The organism is Pararhizobium sp. LjRoot235 (genome assembly GCF_964254145.1).
In the GTDB taxonomy this organism is placed as follows: Bacteria; Pseudomonadota; Alphaproteobacteria; order Rhizobiales; family Rhizobiaceae; genus Pararhizobium.
In genome coordinates, this window is the sequence record NZ_CAXUSP020000001.1 from 1,423,861 (window position 1) to 1,443,787 (window position 19,927).

The following is a 19,927-nucleotide window of genomic DNA, read 5'->3' on the forward strand; positions in this document are numbered from 1 at the left end:
GGGAACGGAACGATGATGTACTCACTGAACAAGCATGTCCGAATGTTGACGGCAGGTGCGGCCCTGTCGCTGATCCTGATGTCGGGTGCGCCCGCTTTCGCCGAGACGCCGCCCGATACCCTGGTCGAGGGGCTTGCCATCGACGACATTATCACCATGGACCCTGGCGAAGCCTTCGAATTTTCGGCGGCCGAAGTCACCGCCAATACCTATAGCTATCTCGTTCGTCTCGACCTCAACGACACCTCCAAGGTCGTCGGTGATCTCGCCGAAAGCTGGACGGTTTCGGACGACGGCCTGACCTATACGTTCAAGCTCAAGCCCGGCCTGAAATTCGCCTCCGGCAATCCCGTTACTGCCGAAGACGTTGCCTATTCCTTTGAGCGCGTTGTGAAGCTCGACAAGAGCCCCGCCTTCATCCTTACCCAGTTCGGCCTGACGGGCGACAACATCACCGAAAAGGCGAAGGCGGCCGACGAAGGCACCTTTGTCTTCACCGTCGACAAGGCCTATGCGCCGAGTTTCGTCTTGAACTGTCTCACCGCGACCGTAGGGTCGGTCGTCGACAAGAAGCTGGTACTCGAGCATGTCAAGAGCGTCACGCCGTCCGATGAATACAAATACGACAACGATTTCGGCAACGAATGGCTGAAGACCGGCTATGCTGGCTCCGGCGCCTTCAAGATGCGCGAGTGGCGCGCCAACGAAGTGGTCGTGATGGAGCGCAACGACAATTATTTCGGCGAGAAGGCACCGCTCGCCCGCGTCATCTACCGCCATATGAAGGAAAGTTCCGGCCAGCGCCTTGCGCTCGAAGCAGGCGATATCGATGTGGCGCGCAATCTCGAGCCGGGTGATTTCGACGCCGTTTCGAAGAATGCCGATCTCGCCACCACCAGTGCGCCGAAGGGCACGGTCTATTATTTCAGCCTCAACCAGAAGAACCCCAACCTGGCAAAGCCGGAAGTGGCGCAAGCGTTCAAATATCTGGTCGACTATGACGCGATCGGATCGACCCTGATCAAGGGCATCGGCGAGATCCACCAGACCTTCCTGCCGAAGGGCGTTCTCGGCGAACTCGATGAGAACCCCTACAAACTCGATGTTGCCAAGGCCAAGGAATTGCTGGCCAAGGCCGGTCTCGCCGATGGCTTCTCGGTGACCATGGACGTGCGCAACACGCAGCCGATCACAGGCATTGCCGAATCCATTCAACAGACGCTTGCCCAGGCCAACATCAAGATGGAAATCATCCCCGGCGACGGCAAGCAGACGCTGACCAAGTACCGCGCCCGCACCCACGACATCTATATCGGCGAGTGGGGCCAGGATTACTTCGATCCGAACTCCAATGCCGAGACCTTCACCGTCAATCCGAACAATTCCGACGAGGGCAAGGTGAAGACGCTCGCATGGCGCAATGCCTGGGATGTTCCCAAGGAATGGACGGACGAGAGTAAGGCGGCGCTTCTTGAGCGCGACGCTGCCAAGCGAAGTGACATGTACAAGGATTTGCAAAGGAAGGTATTGGCCAATAGCCCCTTCGTGATCCTTCATCAGAAGATTGAAGTTGCCGGCTATCGCGGCAATCTGAAGGGCTTCAAGCTCGGGCCGAGCTTCGATACCAACTACGTCTTCAACGTTTCCAAGGAATAGGCCGGAGACTGCCGGTGACCCTTCCTGAAACCACACGACTGGCCGGGCGCAAACGCGCCCGCGCCAATGACTGGGCAGGAAACGTGCTGCGTTTCCTGGTCATCATCGTCACGACCTATCTCGGCCTGCTGGCCGTGACCTTCTTCATTGGCCGCGTCATCCCGATTGATCCGGTGCTCGCTATTCTCGGCGACCGGGCGCCGGCTCACGTCGTCGAGCGAACCCGAGAACTTCTGGGCTTCAACAAGCCGCTGTACCAGCAGTTCTTCATCTACGTCCGCGACGCGCTGACCGGCAATTTCGGTACCTCCGTCCTGACCACCAACCCGGTCATGACCGACATCCGCCGCGTCTTTCCCGCCACCCTCGAACTCGCGACCTTTGGCACTATCATCGGCAGCCTTATCGGCGTACCGCTCGGCGTGCTCGCCGCCGTCAAGCGCGGCTCGATCGCCGACCAGATCGTGCGGGTCATCGGTCTTGTCGGCTATTCGGTACCGATCTTCTGGCTGGCATTGCTGTCGCTGCTGTTGTTCTACGCCCGGCTGAAATGGGTCGCCTTTCCCGGCCGCATCGACATTGTCTACGAGTACAGTTTCACGCCGGTGACCGGGCTCTATCTCATCGACTCCCTCTGGCAGGGGCAGTGGGACGTTTTCCGCGACGTTTTCCGCCACATCATCCTGCCCGCAGGCCTGCTCGGCTATTTCTCGCTTGCCTATATCAGCCGCATGACGCGCAGCTTCATGCTGAACGAACTGGCGCAGGAATATATTGTTGCTGCCCGCGCCAAGGGCCTTTCCGAGACCCGCATCATCTGGGCGCATGCGCTACGCAACGCCGCCGTGCCGCTGGTGACGGTGATTGCACTCTCCTATGCTGGCCTGCTCGAGGGCTCGGTGCTGACGGAAACGGTTTTCGCCTGGCCGGGGCTTGGCCTCTACATCACCAATTCGCTGCAGAACGCCGACATGAACGCCGTGCTCGGCGGCACGATCGTCATCGGTTCGGTATTCATCGCCATCAACATCCTGTCCGATCTTCTCTACCGGACGCTCGACCCGAGGACGCGTGCGCGATGAGCGAGATCAACCAGTCCACTCCCGTCAGCCGCCGCCAATGGCTGATGTCCGACCGACCGCAATCGCGCCTGCAGGCACGCCTCGGCCGGGCCTATATGACCTGGCGCCGGTTTTCGGCCAACCGGCTGGCGGTTGCCGGGCTCGGCATCATCCTGTTGCTCATTCTGGTTGCGATCTTCGCCGATGCGCTGGCGCCGCATTCGCCTGTTATCGGCAATCTTGCCGGCGCGCGGCTGCTGCCGCCGGGGAGCGAAGGCTATCTGCTCGGCACCGACGATCAGGGCAGGGACATCCTCTCCCGCCTGCTCTACGGATCGCGACTGACCCTGCTCGTCATCGTTCTCGTTGCGATCATCGCTGCTCCCATCGGCCTGCTGGTCGGCGCCATCTCCGGCTATGCTGGCGGCTGGGTCGATGCGGTCTTGATGCGGATCACCGATATCTTCCTGGCGTTTCCGAAACTGGTTCTGGCACTCGCTTTCGTCGCCGCCATGGGGCCGGGCATCCAGAATGCCATCATCGCGATCGCCATCACCTCCTGGCCGCCCTATGCGCGTATCGCCCGCGCCGAGACGCTGACGGTGCGCAATTCCGATTACATCGCCGCCGTCCGGCTGATGGGCGCATCGCCCTTCCGCGTCGTGCTGCGCCACGTCATGCCGATGTGCGTCTCCTCGCTGATCGTCCGTGTCACGCTCGACATGGCCGGTATCATCCTCACGGCGGCCGGCCTTGGCTTCCTCGGCCTCGGCGCGCAGCCGCCGCTGCCGGAGTGGGGCGCCATGATCGCGTCCGGGCGGCGCTTCATCCTTGACCAATGGTGGGTCGCCACCATGCCCGGCATCGCCATCCTCATTGTCAGCCTCGGTTTCAACCTGCTGGGCGACGGCCTGCGCGACGCACTTGATCCGCGGGAGAGTGGCCAATGAGCCCGATGTTGACGGTCGATGATCTCACGGTCTCGTTTCCGACCCGCACCGGCCTGATTGAGGCGGTGCGCGGCGTTTCCTTCACGCTCGGTCGCGAGCGGTTGGGTATCGTCGGCGAAAGCGGATCGGGCAAGTCGCAGACGGGCAGGGCGATCATGGGGCTTACGCCGCCGCATGCCCGCATCTCGGCACGCAAGCTCAACTTCGATGGCACAGACCTTCTGACCGCGTCCGCGAAAGTTCGGCGCAGCCTTCGCGGCAGCCGCATTGCCATGATCCTGCAGGACCCGAAATATTCGCTCAACCCCGTCATGAGTATCGGCCGTCAGATCGTCGAGACGCTGCGCACGCATGAGAATGTCAGCAGGCGCGAGGCCCGCGACCGCGCCATCGCCATGCTCGAGGCAGTACAGATCCGGGATGCGGCGCGCGTCTTCGACCTGCATCCGCATGAAGTGTCAGGCGGGATGGGGCAGCGCGCCATGATCGCCATGATGCTGATCGCAGGTCCTGAGCTGTTGATCGCCGACGAGCCGACATCGGCGCTCGACGTGACGGTCCAGCTTGACGTGCTCGGCATCCTCGACAAGCTCGTTGCCGAGCGCGGCATGGGCCTGATCTTCATCTCCCACGATCTTCGGCTCGTCTCCTCCTTTTGCGATCGGGTCATCGTCATGTATGCCGGCAGGATCGTCGAAGAGATCGCCGCCTCGGAACTGTCGAATGCGAAACATCCCTATACGCAGGGCCTGCTCAACTGCATGCCGACACTCGGGACGGACCGTCATCCGCTTCCAGTGCTCGACCGCAAACCGGAGTGGGCAGCATGAGGGCGGCGATTGCGGCGGAAAACATGACTGTCGCCTACGACGATTTCCTGGCGCTTGACAATGTCAGCATCGACGTCGCGGCCGGCGAATCCTTCGGCCTCGTCGGCGAATCCGGATCGGGAAAATCGACGCTGCTGCGGGCCATCGCCGGGCTTGCGCCTGTGATCGGCGGAAAGATCCTGCTCGACGGCAAGACGCTCGATGCGCGGTATCGCGACAAGGCTTTCTATCGCCGGGTGCAGATGGTGTTTCAGGATCCCTACGGCTCGTTGCACCCTCGCCAGACCATCGATCGGCTGCTGCAGGAACCGCTCGCCATCCACGGTATAAAGGATGCCGAACGCCGTATACTGCGCGCGCTCGACGAAGTTGGCCTCGGCTCGTCCTTCCGTTTCCGTTACTCGCACCAGCTCTCCGGCGGCCAGCGCCAGCGCATCGCCATTGCCCGTGCGCTGATCATCGAGCCAGAGATCATGCTGCTCGACGAGCCGACCTCGGCGCTGGATGCCTCGGTACAGGCCGAAGTCCTCAACCTGCTCGAACAGGTCCGGCGCGACCGGAAGCTCACCTACATCATGGTCAGCCACGATCTCGGCGTCGTCACCCATATGTGCGAGCGCCTGGCTGTGATGAAATCGGGCAAAATCGTCGAGCGATTGTCTTCCGGCGATCTCGTCGCGGGGCGCATCAGCGAGAGCTATACGAACAACCTGATAGTCGCGAGCAGGGGGTTTGTGCGGACAGCGGCCTCGGCCTGAGCTCAGCGGGCGCGGTTTTCCGACATCGGCAGAACCGCGCCTTGTGGTGTGCATTAGAAAGGCGCAATATTCCCGGGCTGGGGCATGGTTCACGTTGGGAGGAGCGAATCATGAACGATACGGGCCTTATGAATCTGCAAGCAGGAGAGACATGGATCGGTGCCGCGGCCATCGAGGCATTTGCCGCACGGCTGCGCGGCAAGGTGCTGGACGTCAGCGATGCCGCCTTTGACGAGGCGCGGACGATCTGGAATGCGATGGTTGATCGCCGGCCGGCCCTGATTGTCCAATGCGCAGGGGCCGCCGACGTGGTCAACGCGGTGCGATTCGCAAGCGATAACAAGCTGCTCGTCTCGGTGCGCGGCGGTGGGCACAACATTGCCGGTAATGCGGTCTGCGACGGCGGATTGATGATCGACCTGTCGCCGATGAAATCGGTGCGTGTCGATGTCGCCGCCAAACGTGCCTGGATCGAACCGGGCGTGACGCTCGCCGACGTCGACAAGGAAACCCAGTCTTTTGGGCTGGCGCTTCCAACCGGCATCAACTCGACGACCGGCATTGCAGGCCTGACGCTCGGCGGCGGCTTCGGCTGGATCACGCGAAAATTCGGCCTGACGATCGACAACCTCGTTTGCGCGGATGTCGTGACGGCGAATGGCGAATTGGTGCGCGCAAGCCAGACGCAAAACAGCGATCTGTTCTGGGCGCTCCGCGGCGGCGGCGGCAATTTCGGCATCGTCACGGCCTTCGAGTTTCAGCTTCACGAACTCGGCCCACAGGTCCTCTCCGGCCTCGTGGTGCATCCTATCGCCGATGCGCAGGCCGTTCTTGAGCAGTATCGGCAAGCGCTTGAAACGGCGCCGGACGAGCTGACCTGCTGGGTCGTGATGCGACAGGCGCCGCCACTGCCGTTCCTTCCGCAGGAGTGGCATGGCAAGGAGATCCTGGTTCTTGCCATGTGCTGGTGTGGCGACCTTGAGCCCGGCGAGATGGCGACGCAGCGCTTGCGCTCGATTGGCAACCCGATTGTCGATGTCGTCGGACCCAATCCGTTTGCCGGCTGGCAGCAGGCCTTCGATCCGCTGCTGACGCCCGGCGCGCGCAACTACTGGAAAAGCCACGACTTCATCGCGCTTTCGGACCCCGCGATCGAGGTCCTGCTCGATGCGATCGGCAAGCTGCCTGGACCGGAATGCGAGGTCTTCATCGCTCACCTCAGTGGTGCCGCCGGCCGCGTCGCCGCCAGTGCGACAGCCTTTCCGCAGCGGAAGTCGCATTTCGTCATGAATGTTCATGCGCGTTGGCGCGAGCCCGCAATGGATCAGGCCTGCATGGGCTGGGCGCGCCAGCTGTTTGAGGCGGCAAAGCCTTATTCGGCGGGCACTGCCTATATCAACTTCATGCCCGAAGACGAGACCGACCGCGTCGAGGCGGCCTATGGCGGCAACTACCGACGGCTTGCCGAGATCAAGCAGCAGTACGATCCGCAAAACCTGTTCCGCATGAACCAGAATGTCAGGCCGGTGGGGGCGGATGATGTGAGCCCGCCCAACTGACGATGCATAATTCCGGGTCGGGAGATCGGTCGCCGTAACGGCGATCTCCCCGTGATAGCAAATCGATAGGCAGTCGAACCGGCCGCCGCTTGCGTTCGCGGCGGTCCATTCATCGTTGACTTCGCAGGTGATGAGAGGAGAATGTTCTTTATGCGTCAGCACGCAACATGAGAGGTACCTACGATGACGATCGCAAGGAAACTTCAGGACTATATCGACGGTGAGGGTATCGCCTATGACACCGTCGCTCATCACCGCACGGCGACAACCAGCCAGACGGCACAAGCGGCCCATGTTCCCGGCAACAGTCTGGCCAAATCCGTGGTCGTACATCACGAAATGGGGTACGTCCTCGCCGTCGTGCCGAGCAACCACCGGATCGAGCTCTCCACATTGCAGGACGTGATGAACAAGCGTCTGGGTCTCGCCTCTGAGGACGAGGTCAGCTCGCTTTTCGCCGATTGCGACATTGGGGCGGTGCCGCCCATCGGACCGGCCTACGACGTGCCAGTGATCCTCGACGAAAGCCTCGGCAACGCCAGCGACGTCTATTTCGAGGGCGGTGATCACAAGACATTGGTGCATATGAGCGGATCAAACTTCCGCAGCCTGATGAAGGATGCGCAGGTCGCCCGCTTCAGTCACGTGGCTTAGACGGGACGACCCCCGGGGCGCGCGCGCTCCGCTTTGGCCGGCGCGGAGTTGCCTGCGGCGGGGCTGGGTCGTGCGCGAGTTCATGGGCTGATGAACCAAAGAGGGCACCGGACGCCGCGCTGGGCTGACGAAGCTCACTTTGTTTGTCCCTGGAGCGTTTTCGATCATTGATTTTGTGAGGTGGAGGATTCACGGCGTCTTGTCTGGCACCGTATCCCGAAGTGGCGCGCGCCGGGCCAAATTCTTGTACAGACCAATCGGATCGGGTTCGAGGACCGTCAATCGGCTGGAAGGAATAACGCGCGCGGGTATCGGCGGGAGACTTCGCTCGCCTCGGCTCAAATTCCGACGATTCCAATTATCGGCGGCACGAAGCCCGGAAACCCAAGTCTCGGATAATCGCAGCGCCTGTCGAACCTGGAGATCGATTGAGTGCGCGTGCAAGTCGGATCGGTCTTGTAGGCATATCCAGGCAAGTTGACGTACCGACTATGTGGGGTGCACGCCATTATGGCGACTCCGATGAGCAATGCCGCATAGGTTTTCATGATCGCGCCTCGTAAGCAAACTTACACCAATCACTGGAATCGGTTTGTGCGTCGTCGTGATGAAAAGCGTTCACGCTGAGATGCAAGCGCCTCGCGGTTGACCTCGGCGTCCGTGCAAATATCTCATAAACAGAGGGCGACAACTATTCACACAAAGGGATGAGGGCCGTCTTCAAGTTAGGCATGAGGCAGGAAGAGTGGCAGGCAAAGGTCGGCTCTATCGTCGTTTTGACAACCGGTCAGCATCGACTATCGGTTCACTGGTGCCAGGTTCCTGACATCCTTGGCTGCTGGGGCGCAGCTGAAAGCTGAAGCATGCTCCACCAATTATTGAATCCCTCGAAGCAGGCGTCTTTTGCTGTCGGGACAGCGCACCGATGGGGAGCATATAAATAAATAAAATAAAGAAGAAAGATGGCGCATCCGACATCCGCCATTTTGACTTCTGATGTGGCATACATCCCTGTCACCTTGTAACGGCGCCTTCGCACTGTTTGTGCGACCTACTCCTCAAAGCGGCTCGTGGCGTCACGATCGCGGTCATATCGTCTGGTGAGCGGAAACGGCGGCAACCAGGATTCGCGCCGGACGATCCAGCTTTCGTAGGTTGGCATCAGTTGGTCAGGAGCATCCAGGGATCCCAGGTTCACTTCGATTTCGTCTGCGGTGCGTGCGAAAATGGACGAGCCGCAGCGGGGACAGAAGAACCGCCCGGCGTAGTCGCGTGTTTCGCCATCGATCGTCACCGCATCCTGAGGGAACACCGCGGAAGCGTGAAAAAGGGCCCCATGATGCTTGCGACAGTCGAGACAGTGACAAAGGCCGACCCGGTACGGGTGTCCCGACGCCACAATTCGGACGTTGCCGCACAGGCAACCGCCCGTGAATCGGTTCATGCTGCGTCTCCTCTAAAATCAAGCGGGTGGAATGATCGTGACATTGGACCTGTGGCATCTGCCAGCAAAACGGCAGCTATTTCAACATCATCTGAAGGCAATCAATAAGCGTGCCTCTTTAACCGGATGATGACAGCCGCGCATCTATGGACCATCACCCGTTTCGGTTGCCTCCTGTAACGACCATATCGTGCGTTCGAGGTTATCTGGGTCGGCGAGGGCGCTCCCCGAAAGGATCAAGCCCCCTCGCGTTTCAAAGCCTGCGAGCGGCACCAAGCCTTCAGCGCCACCCAATACCTTTATGCAAACAAGTCAAGCCACGTCTTCCCGTGTCACGACCTCCCATGCTACGATTCCGTCATCTTAAACAGCCCAGGAAGCTTCACTCGCATGCCGGACCAGGATGGCAGTATATTCGACTACATGGGCATCATCGCCGTATTTCTCCTCGTTGCCGCGAACGGCTTCTTCGTCGCCGCGGAATTCTCGCTGGTCTCGGTGAGGCGCAGCAGGGTGACCGAACTCGTCGCGGTGGGCCGGATGAATTCAACGGCCCTCCAGAGGGCGGTCGACAACCTCGATGCTAATCTCGCCGCCACCCAGCTCGGCATCACCATTTCGTCACTCGCATTGGGCTGGGTCGGCGAACCCGCCTTGGCGCATCTCATTCAACCGCTCCTGGCGTTCCTGCCAGGGACCTGGGCGACGGCAAGTGCGCACGCCATCGCGGTCGCAATCGCCTTCATCATCATCACGGCCCTGCATATCGTGCTCGGCGAGCTGGCACCCAAAAGCCTGGCCCTACAGAGAAGCGAGGGAACGGCACTCGCCGTCGTGCGCCCGCTGGGCTTGTTCCTCGTGGTGCTGAAGCCTGCGATCTTGACGCTCAACGGTCTTGGCAACCTGGTCCTGCGGCTGGTCGGACTGCGTCCGGGAACAGGTGAGTCGTCACTCCATTCGGCCGACGAACTCAAGCTGCTCGTCGCCGAAAGCCAGGAGGGCGGTCTTCTTGACGTCGCCCAGCAGCAACTGGTCGAACGGGTGTTCAACATCGGCGACCGTCATATCTCCGATATCATCACGCCGAGGTTGGACGTCGATTGGATCGACGCTGACGACAGCCTCGAAGACATGCTGGAGACGATTAGGGAATCGCATCACGATCAGCTCGTCGTCTCTCGCGGGACGATCGACGAACCCATCGGCATGGTTCTGAAGAAAGACCTGCTGATCCAGGTTCTCAATGGCAGCACCATTAATCCCATGGCGGTCTTGAAGCAGCCTCTCGTTTTGCACGAATCCACACCCGTTTTCCGCGTTCTCGACAACTTCAAGGCATCGCCTGTACGTCTCGCCATCGTGATCGACGAATACGGTAGCCTCGAAGGCATCGTCACCCAGACAGACCTGCTCGAGGCGATTGCCGGAGACCTGCCAGGTCCCGAGGGGGAACTCCCCAACGTGGTGGAGAGAACGGATGGGTCGTTGCTGATGGAAGGATCGATGCCCGCTTACGAGGCGTTCCAGCATCTGGACCTCGGTGACGGTCCCTCCGACGGCGACTTCCACACCCTCGCTGGCTTCGCCCTCTACAAGTTGAAGCATCTGCCCGTGGTGGGCGAGACGTTCCGGCACGACTTATGGTCTTTCGAGATCATCGACATGGACGGTCGTAGGATCGACAAGATACTCGCCAAGCGACTGTCCGACGCTTGATGACATAGATCCCGCGAACTGTTCATCGTCTGCCGTCGGACGTTTACCGCCAGTAGACCGACGGTGACGCTACCGAAGGCGGCGTAGATGTAGCTAAGCCCCAGGATGGCGAGAAAACCGGGCAGGACGAAGAGGAAACCCGCGACCAGTCCGCCTGTGGTGGAGGAGCCATCCAATGTAGATCGCAAGCCGCTGGGCCTCGGGGTCGTAGGTTTGCCGGGCCGCAGTCGGGGCGGCCTGGTCGACGATGTCGATCATGTCAGGCTCCCTTCTTGCCAGCAGGCCAGTTGTGCGTCTCGTCGGTCGCGTCCCTGCACCAGCGGTAGAACGCGTCGTAGAGAAGGAGGCCTGCCTTCAGTTGCTCGTGGTCGTCGGCAAACATCCGCGACAGCCCGAGCGAAGCCGCCAGCAGGCCGGGGGCCTCGGGCGCAAGGTCGAGACGGGCCGTATCGGCTCCGCGAACGATCATCGCCAAGCGTAGCAGAGGCTGCGACGACAGGCCGAACTCCTCGACCATGACATCGAAGGTGCAGAGTTCGCCGCGATGGCTCCATTTGATGTCCGCGTCAATGTCGAATGGCGCGCCGCCGAAGCGGTCGGCCACGAGTTCGACCTCCGATGGCGGGACGAACAGGAACGCCGCGGTCGGATCGACGAAACGGCGGATGAGCCAGGGGCAGGCGATGCGGTCGATCTTGGGCCGCGCCCGCGTGACCCACACGGTGTTCCCCGCGGCGTTCCGCGGGGGCAGCAGGGAGACGGGAACCACGGGAAGTCCCTGAGCGGCCCACGCCTCGTAGCCGCCTTCCAGGCTGTCTGCTGGTATGCCGGCCTGCCGTAACCATGCGGCCACGCCGTGGCTGAGTTTCTGGCCGCGCTGGCAGATAATGATCGCAGAGGTTCCGGCGAGAGGCCCGATCCAGTTCTCGAGGGTACGGTAGTCCCGCCGGACGGAGCCGGGGATCAGCCTCGGATCGGCATCGAAGTCCTCGTCAATGCGGACGTCGATAAGCACCGGGCATTTTGGGGTGCCGATAAGGCGGGCAAGCTTGTCAGGGGATATTTCAAGAAGTGATGACATGACGCGTCCTTCCGTTGATCGGTTGTTGGACGCGATACTTCGGCTGTCGCCTCGTGGGGTGATCGCAGCCCCATGGCTGGTGTTTTGAAACGATCCCCGCAAACTGTCAAGCGCCCTGTGATCAGCCGGGGGCTCTCACATCACCAACATAGCGCTGGCGGGGATGGTCGCCTGAAGAGTCGGCGTGAAGGCCGCCGAGGCCGACTGCAGGACGAAGATGAGGAGCCCCAGACCTACGTAACGAACGGCAATGCCACCGCCGCGCGTATGAGATCAAGACTGACGAGCATTGCGCGTCTCGGAAGGCGCTCGGCGAATGCCGCCGCGATCGGTGCAACTCCGACATAGGCGATCATCTTGATGGCAAGGGCGGTGCCAAGCACGGCTCCCGCGTCAGCGCCCGCAAGGTCGTAGGCAAGTAGTCCGAGCGCAAACGGTCGCAAGGCCCGTTCCGACAAGCGCGATCACCTGGGCCAGGAAGAGGTGGCGGTAGGTTCTGTTGGCAAGGACCTGCAACATCGCTGAAACTCAGTTCTGTACTGGCGTGGAAACGGTCGCCGAAGGTGTCGTGGCAGCATGAGCCTGAAGCCCCGCCCAACCCTGCATGCCGACATAGACCCCGACCGCAATGATCAGCACGCTTGAGAAATACGGAGCGCGACGAGCGAAGGTACCGAACCAGCTCCAGCGCTTCGTCGCTTGGCGGACGCTGAGCGCGGCGATGGCTCCGACGGTCACGAGAGTGATGGCGAGACCGATCGAGAAGCACAGTACCAGGATGAAGCCAAGGGAGAACTCCTTGAGCTGGATGCATAGCAGAAGAACCGTAATTGCCGCAGGGCAGGGGATGAGACCGCCTGTCAGTCCGAAGAGAACGATTTGCCAGGTCGTGACATTCTGGTCCGCAAACTTCCTGCGGATGTCGTTGGCGTGTGCCAGCTCGTGGGCGTCCTGGTAACCGTCCGTGCTGACTTCAAGCCCTCTGACTTCCTCATGCATATGGTCATGTCCGTGACCCTCTACGAACGACAGATCGTAATCATGGATGTGGTTGCCGTGGCCGAGGCTCAGGCGGGCCATGAATTCATGGGGTTCCGGGATGTCAGTGGTGGACTGGAGATAATCGCCCTTGTCGGCGAAGGAGAACGCCTGCCGGCTACCGTCTGGACGTTCCGTCACCACAGTGACGTCGGCCGCCGACCAGGCGTGACCGCGCTCGGTGCGCAATCGCCAGACGGGCGGCACGCCATCCTCGAAGACCTCAAGAGCGACAAGGCCGTGGCCCGTGTCGATCCGGCGCACGTCTGCGTGTCCACCATGGCTCCCGTGAGAATGGGATGTCCCGTGACTGTGGTGTCCGGCATGATCATGCCCCGCGGCCGCCTTCGCCATTTTCTGGTCCTGCCACGTGCGCCACAACATCCAGAGCGCAATGCCGATGATGGCTGCCGACGATACCAGCTGGAAATAGGGTTCGAACACCTCGGCATCGACGCCCTGCCAGATGTACAGGCCAGCAAAGGCTATCGCCCACACGATGATGGTGTGAGAAACGGTAGCCGCCAATCCAAGCAGCACCGCCTGGCCGACGGTGCCCCGAATGGCGACGATGAAAGCCGCCATTAATGTCTTGGAGTGCCCAGGTTCCAACCCATGAAGTGCACCCAGAAGAATGGCGCTCGGGATGAACAGCCAGGCATGGGCCGATCCCTGGCTGATCAGGTCGGCAAAGCTTGTCATATCGAACCTCAGAGGTACTTGGTGATTGTCTTGAACTCGTTGATCGTTTGGCGCTGCTCGGCACCGAGGGCGCCGACCGAATCTTCAAGGCAATGATCGAGGTGATCCTGGATCAACGTCTTCTTCGCCTGGCAGATCGCTTTTTCAACCGCATGAAGCTGTTGCGCCACATCGACGCAGGGTCGACGCGCTTCGATCATGGCGATCACGCCGCGCAGGTGACCCTCCGCGCGTTTCAGGCGTTTGATGATGTCAGGATGCGTTTCGTGAATGTGCGCTTGATCTGTCATAATGCAAGTGCTATCCCCCCGGAGGGGATATAGTCAAGCAACATTTCCTCATCCAACATTTGCATTCGTCGCGCTGCCAAGAACAGTTCTCGACCTGATCGCCACCTTGTATGCCAAGTGGCAAGCAAAGGGATATCTCAACGATTTCCTGAAGGCCATGCAGCGGAGCTTCAAGGAAGCTAGAGATGCTGCTCCGGCGATTTTGTTCATTGACGAGATCGATGCATTCGGATCTCGCGATGACGCTCAGGGCAGCAATGCCTCCTACGACATCAAGGCAATCAATGGCCTCCTGGAACAGCTCGATGGCATCGAAGGCAGGGAGGGCGTGATCGTCGTCGCTGCCTGCAACCATCCCAAGATGGTCGATGCCGCCGTCCTGCGAGCAGGGCGGCTCGACCGACATGTGGTGATTTCACCCCCAGATCAGCACGCCCGCGAGGCTATCTTCAGAATGCATCTGCATGACAGCCTTGGGGTGGAGGACTATCGTGACTTCGCAGCAGCGACCTCTGGACTTTCCGGTGCCGAGATCGAGAAGATCACCCGCAACGCCCGCAGGTCAGCACGGCGGCGGCGCGGGCCGATTACGAGGGGCGATGTTATCCTTCATCTGCCTTTCATGGCCGACATCCCCCCGAACATCTTGAAGGCGAGTGCGGTCCATGAGATCGGGCACGCAGTCGTCGGCGTAGCCCTCGGCATGGATCTCGTGAAAGTCGCCATCGCCGGGCGGATCAGGGTCGATGACAGTGTGCAATCCCTAGGTCAGGCGCGCTTCAGACGGGGCACATGGATTCGCAAGACAAAGGAGCACTATCTCGATCTGATTGCCATGACGATGGCCGGCATGGCTGCCGAGGAGGTCTTCCTGGGTGGTCACGATGACGGTGTCGCAGGCAACGATGGATCCGACCTCTTCGAGGCCACGAAGACGGCCATCGCCTTGGAGCGATCCTACGGCATGGGCGAGAAGCTCGCTTCGTACGGCGACCTCAGCCGTCGACACCTCGAGGGGTTCGGTCATCTCGATCCGATGCTCCTGGCACGGGTCGACCGTATTCTGCAAGATCAGCTAGACCGGGCGAAAGATATCCTCGCGCGGCATGGGGATGCCTGCATGATGCTGGCCGATGAACTTGTATCGCGACTTGAGCTGCCGGGCAGGGAGGTCTTGGACGCGATCGAGGAAGGGGATCAGGGAAGCGATCGGCGGCGTTTGGCCTAGTGGCCAGCGCTATCGGCCGAACAGCCACCCCAAAAGCCCTCGGGCGCTTCAGCGGCGGGGCTATGATGCATTGTGCTTTCCCAATCAAACGACCGTCTGCACGGGGTGGACCGGTCAGACGCAGTGAAGCCTCCAAGAGCTTATGGGCGCGGGAGAGCAGTCATTCAAATTACGTGAAACGGATTGCAGGCAGACAGATGATCGCCTTTTCAATATTTAACGACGATTAACGCCGAGTACTCAAAGAAACTATTAGTCTGGCTGTGCGGACGGCGCGTGGAACATGCGCTGGGCCCGTCCAATGCACGCACAGAAGTTATAAAGCGTCTCCAAGCACTGATGGCAGCTCGAGATATATTCTACTCTCACGGGTTGGGCGCATGACGCCCGCGGTTCAAACCTTTGCGGTGTCCTGGCCCCTGTCCGGCGATGCGACATCGACGATCGGAATCGTCGGGGAAGGGGAGCTGGCGCGGTTCATCGCCACACGTGCCTTTCGTTTTGGCATCGAGGTTCTCGCCGGGGTCGACCACCCTGGAGTGGAATGGCATAGCCTCGCCGACATCTCTGGCGGACGTCTTCGCCTTGTAACTCCTCTCGATGCGATACGGCCAGAGATTGTCGTGCTTGCGGTGCCGTGGGCCAACGTGGCCTCGACACTCTCCCTCGTAGTCGACTGGGAGGCGCGCATCCTTCTTGACGCGACCAACCCTGAAGAACCTGTAAGCGTAAATGGCGTGGCGGCCGTCAAGAATTCCACGCAGCTCGTGGCAAGCATGGTCCGGAATGCCTACGTCGTGAAGGGGCTGAACTTCGCGCCCGGCAAGCTGGAGATCCCGACAGGCAGCGACTGCGGGCGCAGAGTCGCTTTCATTTCGGGAGACGAGCCAAGGGCGAATTCCGAGGTCTGTCGTCTACTTGGCCAGATGGACTTCGCCGCCGTCGATCTTGGCCCCCTCGCATGGGGAGGGCCGCTTCAGCAGGTTCCAGGTCCCCTGTCCGACTGCATCATGATCCGTCTGGATTGACCCCCATATTGTTTTTTCACGCTGCGGTATATAGGCGATGCGACAACAAAAGCGTACCTGTACAGCGCGCGACATCGAAAATGCTTTCCGGGTGCCATGTGGAACTGATTGGGGAACCAAGTGTAACGTTCGGGCCGTTCAGCCTCGATTTCGAGAGACGGGCATTGTTCCAGGCAGGGCGGCCAGTTCGGCTTGGCAGCCGGGCACTCGAGCTTCTCTGCGCACTTGTGCTGCGGTCAGGCGAGCTTGTCACAAAGGACGAACTCATCGCAAGCGCCTGGCCCGACACATATGTCGACGACGGCAATCTCCGGGTCCATATCGCGGCACTTAGGAAGGCCCTGGGCGAGGACGAGTCCGGCACCGGATACATCGCGACGGTTCCTGGGCGAGGCTACCGCTTCATCGCAACCGTCCGGCCGCTCCAGGCCCACGTCGAACAAGAATCTGCTGCCGTCGAAAAACAGCCTGCCGCCGAGGCGGTTCAGCCTTTTCCTGCCTCGCCGACGCGCATCTTCGGTCGTGGTGAGGCGGTCTCTCTGATCGCCGCCCAGCTTCCGCAGCGGCGCTTCATATCATTGGTCGGGATCGGCGGCATCGGAAAGACCACGGTCGCACTTGCGGCCGCGGAGCGGCTTTCGGGGGCGTATCCTGACGGGATCCACTTCCTTGATCTCGGCGCGCTCAGCGATCCGTCGCTTCTGCTGGCGACACTTGCGACAGGCATTGGCCGCCCAAGCCTTTGCGACCAGCCGCTGGCGGCCTTGATGGAGTTCCTCAAGGACAGAAGGATACTGATCGTGCTCGACGGTTGTGAGCATATGATCGGACCGGCCGCGGCCTTCGCAGAAGCCCTGTTCACCAACTGCGCTGGCCTCCACCTCCTCGCGACAAGCCGGGAGCCGCTCCGCGCTCAAGGCGAACGCGTGATCAGGCTCGGTCCGCTCGGGTACCCGGACCATGAACGGCCGATCTCCGCCGAGGAAGCCCTTGAGTTCCCTGCGATAGAGCTTTTTGTGGAACGCGCTGCAGCTTATGACGATGGCTTCCACTTCACGGATGCCGTGGCTCCCCTCGTCGCCGAAATATGTCGGACTCTCGATGGAATTGCGCTCGCAATCGAGCTCGCGGCTGGCCGTGTCGAAGCATTCGGCGTGGCGGGCCTTGCCGAGCGGCTCGACGATCGGTTCCGGATATTGACGAACGGGCGCCGAACCGCGTTGCCTCGGCAGCGGACGCTCCAGGCCACGTTCGAATGGAGCTACGATGCTTTGCCGGAAACGGAGAAGATCATATTTCGGAGACTCGGAGTGTTCTCTGGATTGTTTCCGCTCGATGCCGCGCGAGAGGTCGTCGCGCCCGATGGCATCGTAACGGAGGATTGGCCTCGCGCAAGCTTTATGGAAGGGCTGGCAAACCTCGTAGCGAAGTCACTGGTCATTGCCGATATCAGCGTCGGTGATGCGCGATACCGGCTGCTCGACACGACGCGCGCCTTCGCCATGGAGCGGCTCCGCGAGAGCGGCGATCTGGACACGCGCCAGAGACTTCATGCCGAGCACTTCCTGCGGCTGCTTCAGGACCTGCCGAATTCGCTTGAGGGGCTCGGCCATTACATGGACAACGTGCGCTCGGCGCTGACATGGGCATTCTCAGGTTCTGGTGATGTCCGGTTGGCAGTCCTTCTCGCCGCCGCAGCCGCGCGATTGTTTGTGAATCTCTCTGTCTTGAGCGAGTGCGCCCGGTGGACGGCGGCCGCTGTCGATGTCCTGCCGCAGGTCGAAATCGACAAGGAATGCGAGTTGGTGCTTTGGACACACCATGCAATCTCGCTCATCTTCCTCAGCGGAAACCATCCGGACGCAGGAACTGCGCTTTCGAGGGCGCTTGCGCTCGCCGACGACGTAACCGATGCCACCGAATATTTCAGGCTCCATGAAATCCTCTTTCTTTATCACCTCCGGATTGGAAAATTCGCGGAAGCGCAGGCGATCGCCGCGAAGGTACGGCATGAGGCCGAGAACCGTGTCGCGCCGACCTTGGACGTCGAGTGGATGTTTGCGCTCTCGGCATACTTCTACGGAGACCATCGGACTGCCTGCGCCGAAGCCGAAAAAGCACTTCTGAAACTTCCTCGACAGAAGGACCCGCGCAGTCTTCGTATTGGAACCTCTCCCCGAATACTCACGATGATCGCTCTCGCCCGGTCGCTTTGGTGGCTCGGTTCATTGGATCAGGCCATGAGAGTGGCCGATGCCTGTATCGAGGAGGCCCGAGACCTGGATCATCCGGTCACTACATGTACGGCACTCGCATACCTGATTCCTATTTCTCTCTGGCGGGGCGACCTCGAGACCACGGAACGCCGAGTAGATGAGCTTCTGACCTTGGCGGCGAGGCAGGGGCTTCATCCTTCCACGCTTGTCGGAACCGCCTTGAAGGGCGCGCTTCTGGTCAAGCGGGGCAGGCCGGACGAGGGCCATACGCTCCTGAAGACGAGCCTCGACGAGCTTCGCAGCACCAGCTACCGCTCCCAGGACAGTCCCTTGAGTTGCCATCTTGTCGAGGCGCTCGCCTCACTGGGACTTGTGGAACAGGCGTTGGAGCTGGTCGACCGCATGTTGGCCGACAGTCTTGCCGACGGCGATCGTGTCCACCTGTCTGTCATACATCGTCTCAAGGGCGAGCTGCTCGATACGAGCGGGCATTTCCCAAATCAGGCCGAGGAGCATTTTCGGAAATCGATCGAGATCGCGAGGCAGCAGCACGCGGCGATCCTGGAGCTTGCCGCCACCACGGCTCTTGGGCGTCTTCAGGTGCGTCGCGGTGAAATCAGCACTGCGATCCGAAACGGACGTGCGGCTCTCGCCAAAATCTCCGAGGGCATCGAAACAGATCCGGTAACCACCGCACGGCGACTCGTGGATGGATGGGAAAAGCTCGAAGGCCGCAGCGCTCTTGAACCTGGCAAGGGCGTTAACGCCTATTAAGGGCGCGAGCTTCATATCTTTTAACAGGAAATAATTCGCCCTTTCAAAGTGTGCCTGAGATGATCACACGCATCGGAAGCAGGGCGTTTCCCATACGTCGGAACCCATGTTTTCAACGTACAAGGCCAACGGAAACCCTGCACAGACTTCGGCTGCCCCCTTTAACGAGTGTGCGCCGCAAAGAGTGAAGACTATCAGAAACACCCTAGAAAACAGGAGATTGAAATGACCGTCAACGCCACCCCGACCCCCGGTTCGATGCTCGTGTCCCCGAAGGACCATACGCTGATCATGATCGACTTCCAGTCGCAGATGTCGTTCGCGACGAAGTCGATCGATGCGGTCACACTCCGCAACAACGCCGCACTCGTCGCGCATGCCGCCGCCGGCTTCGGCGTCTCGACGATCCTGACGACGGTCGCAGAGAAGACCTTCTCCGGTCCGATGTTCCAGGAAATCACCGACGCCTTCCCCGGCCAACCGCTGCTCGACCGCACGTCGATGAACACCTGGGAGGACGCCGCCGTCATCAAGGAAGTCAACGCCATCGGCAAGAAGCGCCTGGTGTTTTGCGGCTTGTGGACCTCCGTCTGCATCGTCGGCCCGACGCTTTCCGCGCTCGATCAGGGCTTCGAGGTCTATGTGATAGCGGATGCCTGCGGCGACATCTCGGACGAGGCCCACGAACGCGCCATGGACCGCATGGTGCAGGCAGGCGTGCGGCCAATGACCTCGCTCCAGTACATGCTCGAACTGCAGCGCGACTGGGCACGCACCGAAACCTACGAGATGACGACAGGCATCGCCAAGAAGTTCGGCGGAGCCTATGGCCTGGGCATCATCTACGCCAAGACCATGTTCGGCGCATCCGAAGCGCACTGATCCCTCCCAGGGCAGACGACGGCAGTCCCGTTCCCCTTTCAGAAGAACGGGGCTGCCTCC

At 60.8% G+C, this 19,927-nt stretch carries 16 protein-coding genes and 2 pseudogenes; 12 read left to right on the forward strand and 6 right to left on the reverse strand.

The window, feature by feature from the left end; translation table 11 throughout:
• Positions 1-12 precede the first annotated feature (12 nt).
• From ACSQ2Z_RS06805 to ACSQ2Z_RS06835, 7 genes are all read left to right on the forward strand, one after another.
• A complete protein-coding gene (locus tag ACSQ2Z_RS06805; RefSeq protein ID WP_436080487.1) occupies positions 13-1,656 on the forward strand; it encodes an ABC transporter substrate-binding protein in 1,644 nt (547 codons plus the stop codon).
• A 14-nt stretch (positions 1,657-1,670) separates the two neighbouring features.
• Complete coding sequence (locus ACSQ2Z_RS06810; RefSeq protein WP_436080488.1) at positions 1,671-2,738, forward strand: ABC transporter permease; 1,068 nt, start codon at positions 1,671-1,673, stop codon at positions 2,736-2,738.
• Positions 2,735-3,667 (forward strand): ABC transporter permease, encoded by a 933-nt coding sequence (locus ACSQ2Z_RS06815; RefSeq protein ID WP_436080489.1) that lies wholly within the window; start codon positions 2,735-2,737, stop codon positions 3,665-3,667. The genes ACSQ2Z_RS06810 and ACSQ2Z_RS06815 overlap by 4 nt, the downstream gene beginning before the upstream one ends.
• Entirely contained in the window at positions 3,664-4,497 is an 834-nt protein-coding gene (locus tag ACSQ2Z_RS06820; protein ID WP_436080490.1) for an ABC transporter ATP-binding protein, read from the forward strand. The genes ACSQ2Z_RS06815 and ACSQ2Z_RS06820 overlap by 4 nt, the downstream gene beginning before the upstream one ends.
• Positions 4,494-5,255 carry an ABC transporter ATP-binding protein gene (locus ACSQ2Z_RS06825; RefSeq protein WP_436080491.1) on the forward strand — a complete coding sequence of 254 codons (762 nt, stop codon included), beginning with the start codon at positions 4,494-4,496 and terminating at the stop codon, positions 5,253-5,255. The genes ACSQ2Z_RS06820 and ACSQ2Z_RS06825 overlap by 4 nt, the downstream gene beginning before the upstream one ends.
• Positions 5,256-5,365: 110 nt before the next feature.
• Positions 5,366-6,814 carry an FAD-binding oxidoreductase gene (locus ACSQ2Z_RS06830; RefSeq protein WP_436080492.1) on the forward strand — a complete coding sequence of 483 codons (1,449 nt, stop codon included), beginning with the start codon at positions 5,366-5,368 and terminating at the stop codon, positions 6,812-6,814.
• Between the two features lie 183 nt (positions 6,815-6,997).
• Complete coding sequence (locus ACSQ2Z_RS06835; protein WP_436080493.1) at positions 6,998-7,468, forward strand: aminoacyl-tRNA deacylase; 471 nt, start codon at positions 6,998-7,000, stop codon at positions 7,466-7,468.
• A 1,051-nt stretch (positions 7,469-8,519) separates the two neighbouring features.
• Here ACSQ2Z_RS06835 and ACSQ2Z_RS06840 read toward each other — a convergent pair.
• Positions 8,520-8,912, reverse strand: a complete 393-nt coding sequence (locus tag ACSQ2Z_RS06840; protein ID WP_436080494.1) for a GFA family protein — start codon at positions 8,910-8,912, stop codon at positions 8,520-8,522.
• A 390-nt stretch (positions 8,913-9,302) separates the two neighbouring features.
• On the opposite strand from ACSQ2Z_RS06840, the gene ACSQ2Z_RS06845 reads away from it, so the two are divergent.
• Positions 9,303-10,628 carry a hemolysin family protein gene (locus tag ACSQ2Z_RS06845; protein WP_436080495.1) on the forward strand — a complete coding sequence of 442 codons (1,326 nt, stop codon included), beginning with the start codon at positions 9,303-9,305 and terminating at the stop codon, positions 10,626-10,628.
• Positions 10,629-10,687: 59 nt separating this feature from the next.
• On the opposite strand, the pseudogene ACSQ2Z_RS06850 reads toward ACSQ2Z_RS06845, so the two are convergent.
• From ACSQ2Z_RS06850 to ACSQ2Z_RS06870, 5 genes and pseudogenes are all read right to left on the reverse strand, one after another.
• Positions 10,688-10,832, reverse strand: a pseudogene (locus tag ACSQ2Z_RS06850) (chromate transporter); the annotation flags it as partial.
• Positions 10,833-10,887: 55 nt separating this feature from the next.
• On the reverse strand, positions 10,888-11,709 hold the full coding sequence (locus tag ACSQ2Z_RS06855) for a chromate resistance protein ChrB domain-containing protein (protein ID WP_436080496.1): 822 nt from the start codon (positions 11,707-11,709) through the stop codon (positions 10,888-10,890).
• Between the two features lie 159 nt (positions 11,710-11,868).
• Positions 11,869-12,228: pseudogene (locus tag ACSQ2Z_RS06860) on the reverse strand (MFS transporter); the annotation flags it as partial.
• Positions 12,229-12,237: 9 nt separating this feature from the next.
• Complete coding sequence (locus tag ACSQ2Z_RS06865) at positions 12,238-13,449, reverse strand: nickel/cobalt efflux transporter (protein ID WP_436080497.1); 1,212 nt, start codon at positions 13,447-13,449, stop codon at positions 12,238-12,240.
• An 8-nt stretch (positions 13,450-13,457) separates the two neighbouring features.
• Positions 13,458-13,739 carry a metal-sensing transcriptional repressor gene (locus ACSQ2Z_RS06870; protein ID WP_436080498.1) on the reverse strand — a complete coding sequence of 94 codons (282 nt, stop codon included), beginning with the start codon at positions 13,737-13,739 and terminating at the stop codon, positions 13,458-13,460.
• A 106-nt stretch (positions 13,740-13,845) separates the two neighbouring features.
• Here ACSQ2Z_RS06870 and ACSQ2Z_RS06875 point away from each other — a divergent pair, with 106 nt between their 5' ends.
• From ACSQ2Z_RS06875 to ACSQ2Z_RS06890, 4 genes are all read left to right on the forward strand, one after another.
• The gene (locus tag ACSQ2Z_RS06875; protein ID WP_436080499.1) at positions 13,846-14,967 is read left to right on the forward strand and encodes an AAA family ATPase; all 1,122 of its coding nucleotides are present in this window, start codon (positions 13,846-13,848) and stop codon (positions 14,965-14,967) included.
• Between the two features lie 380 nt (positions 14,968-15,347).
• On the forward strand, positions 15,348-15,995 hold the full coding sequence (locus ACSQ2Z_RS06880; protein ID WP_436080500.1) for an NADPH-dependent F420 reductase: 648 nt from the start codon (positions 15,348-15,350) through the stop codon (positions 15,993-15,995).
• 98 nt (positions 15,996-16,093) lie between these two features.
• A complete protein-coding gene (locus ACSQ2Z_RS06885) occupies positions 16,094-18,985 on the forward strand; it encodes an ATP-binding protein (protein ID WP_436080501.1) in 2,892 nt (963 codons plus the stop codon).
• Between the two features lie 225 nt (positions 18,986-19,210).
• Positions 19,211-19,867, forward strand: a complete 657-nt coding sequence (locus tag ACSQ2Z_RS06890; protein ID WP_436080502.1) for a hydrolase — start codon at positions 19,211-19,213, stop codon at positions 19,865-19,867.
• The last annotated feature ends 60 nt before the right edge of the window (positions 19,868-19,927 follow it).

Excerpts from the sequence above, each read along its gene's own strand:
- ACSQ2Z_RS06805 (WP_436080487.1), top strand. The coding sequence starts at position 13 with ATGATGTACTCACTGAACAAGCATGTCCGAATGTTGACGGCAGGTGCG.
- ACSQ2Z_RS06815 (WP_436080489.1), top strand. The coding sequence starts at position 2,735 with ATGAGCGAGATCAACCAGTCCACTCCCGTCAGCCGCCGCCAATGGCTG.
- ACSQ2Z_RS06820 (WP_436080490.1), top strand. The coding sequence starts at position 3,664 with ATGAGCCCGATGTTGACGGTCGATGATCTCACGGTCTCGTTTCCGACC.
- ACSQ2Z_RS06825 (WP_436080491.1), top strand. The coding sequence starts at position 4,494 with ATGAGGGCGGCGATTGCGGCGGAAAACATGACTGTCGCCTACGACGAT.
- ACSQ2Z_RS06830 (WP_436080492.1), top strand. The coding sequence starts at position 5,366 with ATGAACGATACGGGCCTTATGAATCTGCAAGCAGGAGAGACATGGATC.
- ACSQ2Z_RS06835 (WP_436080493.1), top strand. The coding sequence starts at position 6,998 with ATGACGATCGCAAGGAAACTTCAGGACTATATCGACGGTGAGGGTATC.
- ACSQ2Z_RS06840 (WP_436080494.1), bottom strand. The coding sequence starts at position 8,912 with ATGAACCGATTCACGGGCGGTTGCCTGTGCGGCAACGTCCGAATTGTG.
- ACSQ2Z_RS06845 (WP_436080495.1), top strand. The coding sequence starts at position 9,303 with ATGCCGGACCAGGATGGCAGTATATTCGACTACATGGGCATCATCGCC.
- ACSQ2Z_RS06855 (WP_436080496.1), bottom strand. The coding sequence starts at position 11,709 with ATGTCATCACTTCTTGAAATATCCCCTGACAAGCTTGCCCGCCTTATC.
- ACSQ2Z_RS06865 (WP_436080497.1), bottom strand. The coding sequence starts at position 13,449 with ATGACAAGCTTTGCCGACCTGATCAGCCAGGGATCGGCCCATGCCTGG.
- ACSQ2Z_RS06870 (WP_436080498.1), bottom strand. The coding sequence starts at position 13,739 with ATGACAGATCAAGCGCACATTCACGAAACGCATCCTGACATCATCAAA.
- ACSQ2Z_RS06880 (WP_436080500.1), top strand. The coding sequence starts at position 15,348 with ATGACGCCCGCGGTTCAAACCTTTGCGGTGTCCTGGCCCCTGTCCGGC.
- ACSQ2Z_RS06890 (WP_436080502.1), top strand. The coding sequence starts at position 19,211 with ATGACCGTCAACGCCACCCCGACCCCCGGTTCGATGCTCGTGTCCCCG.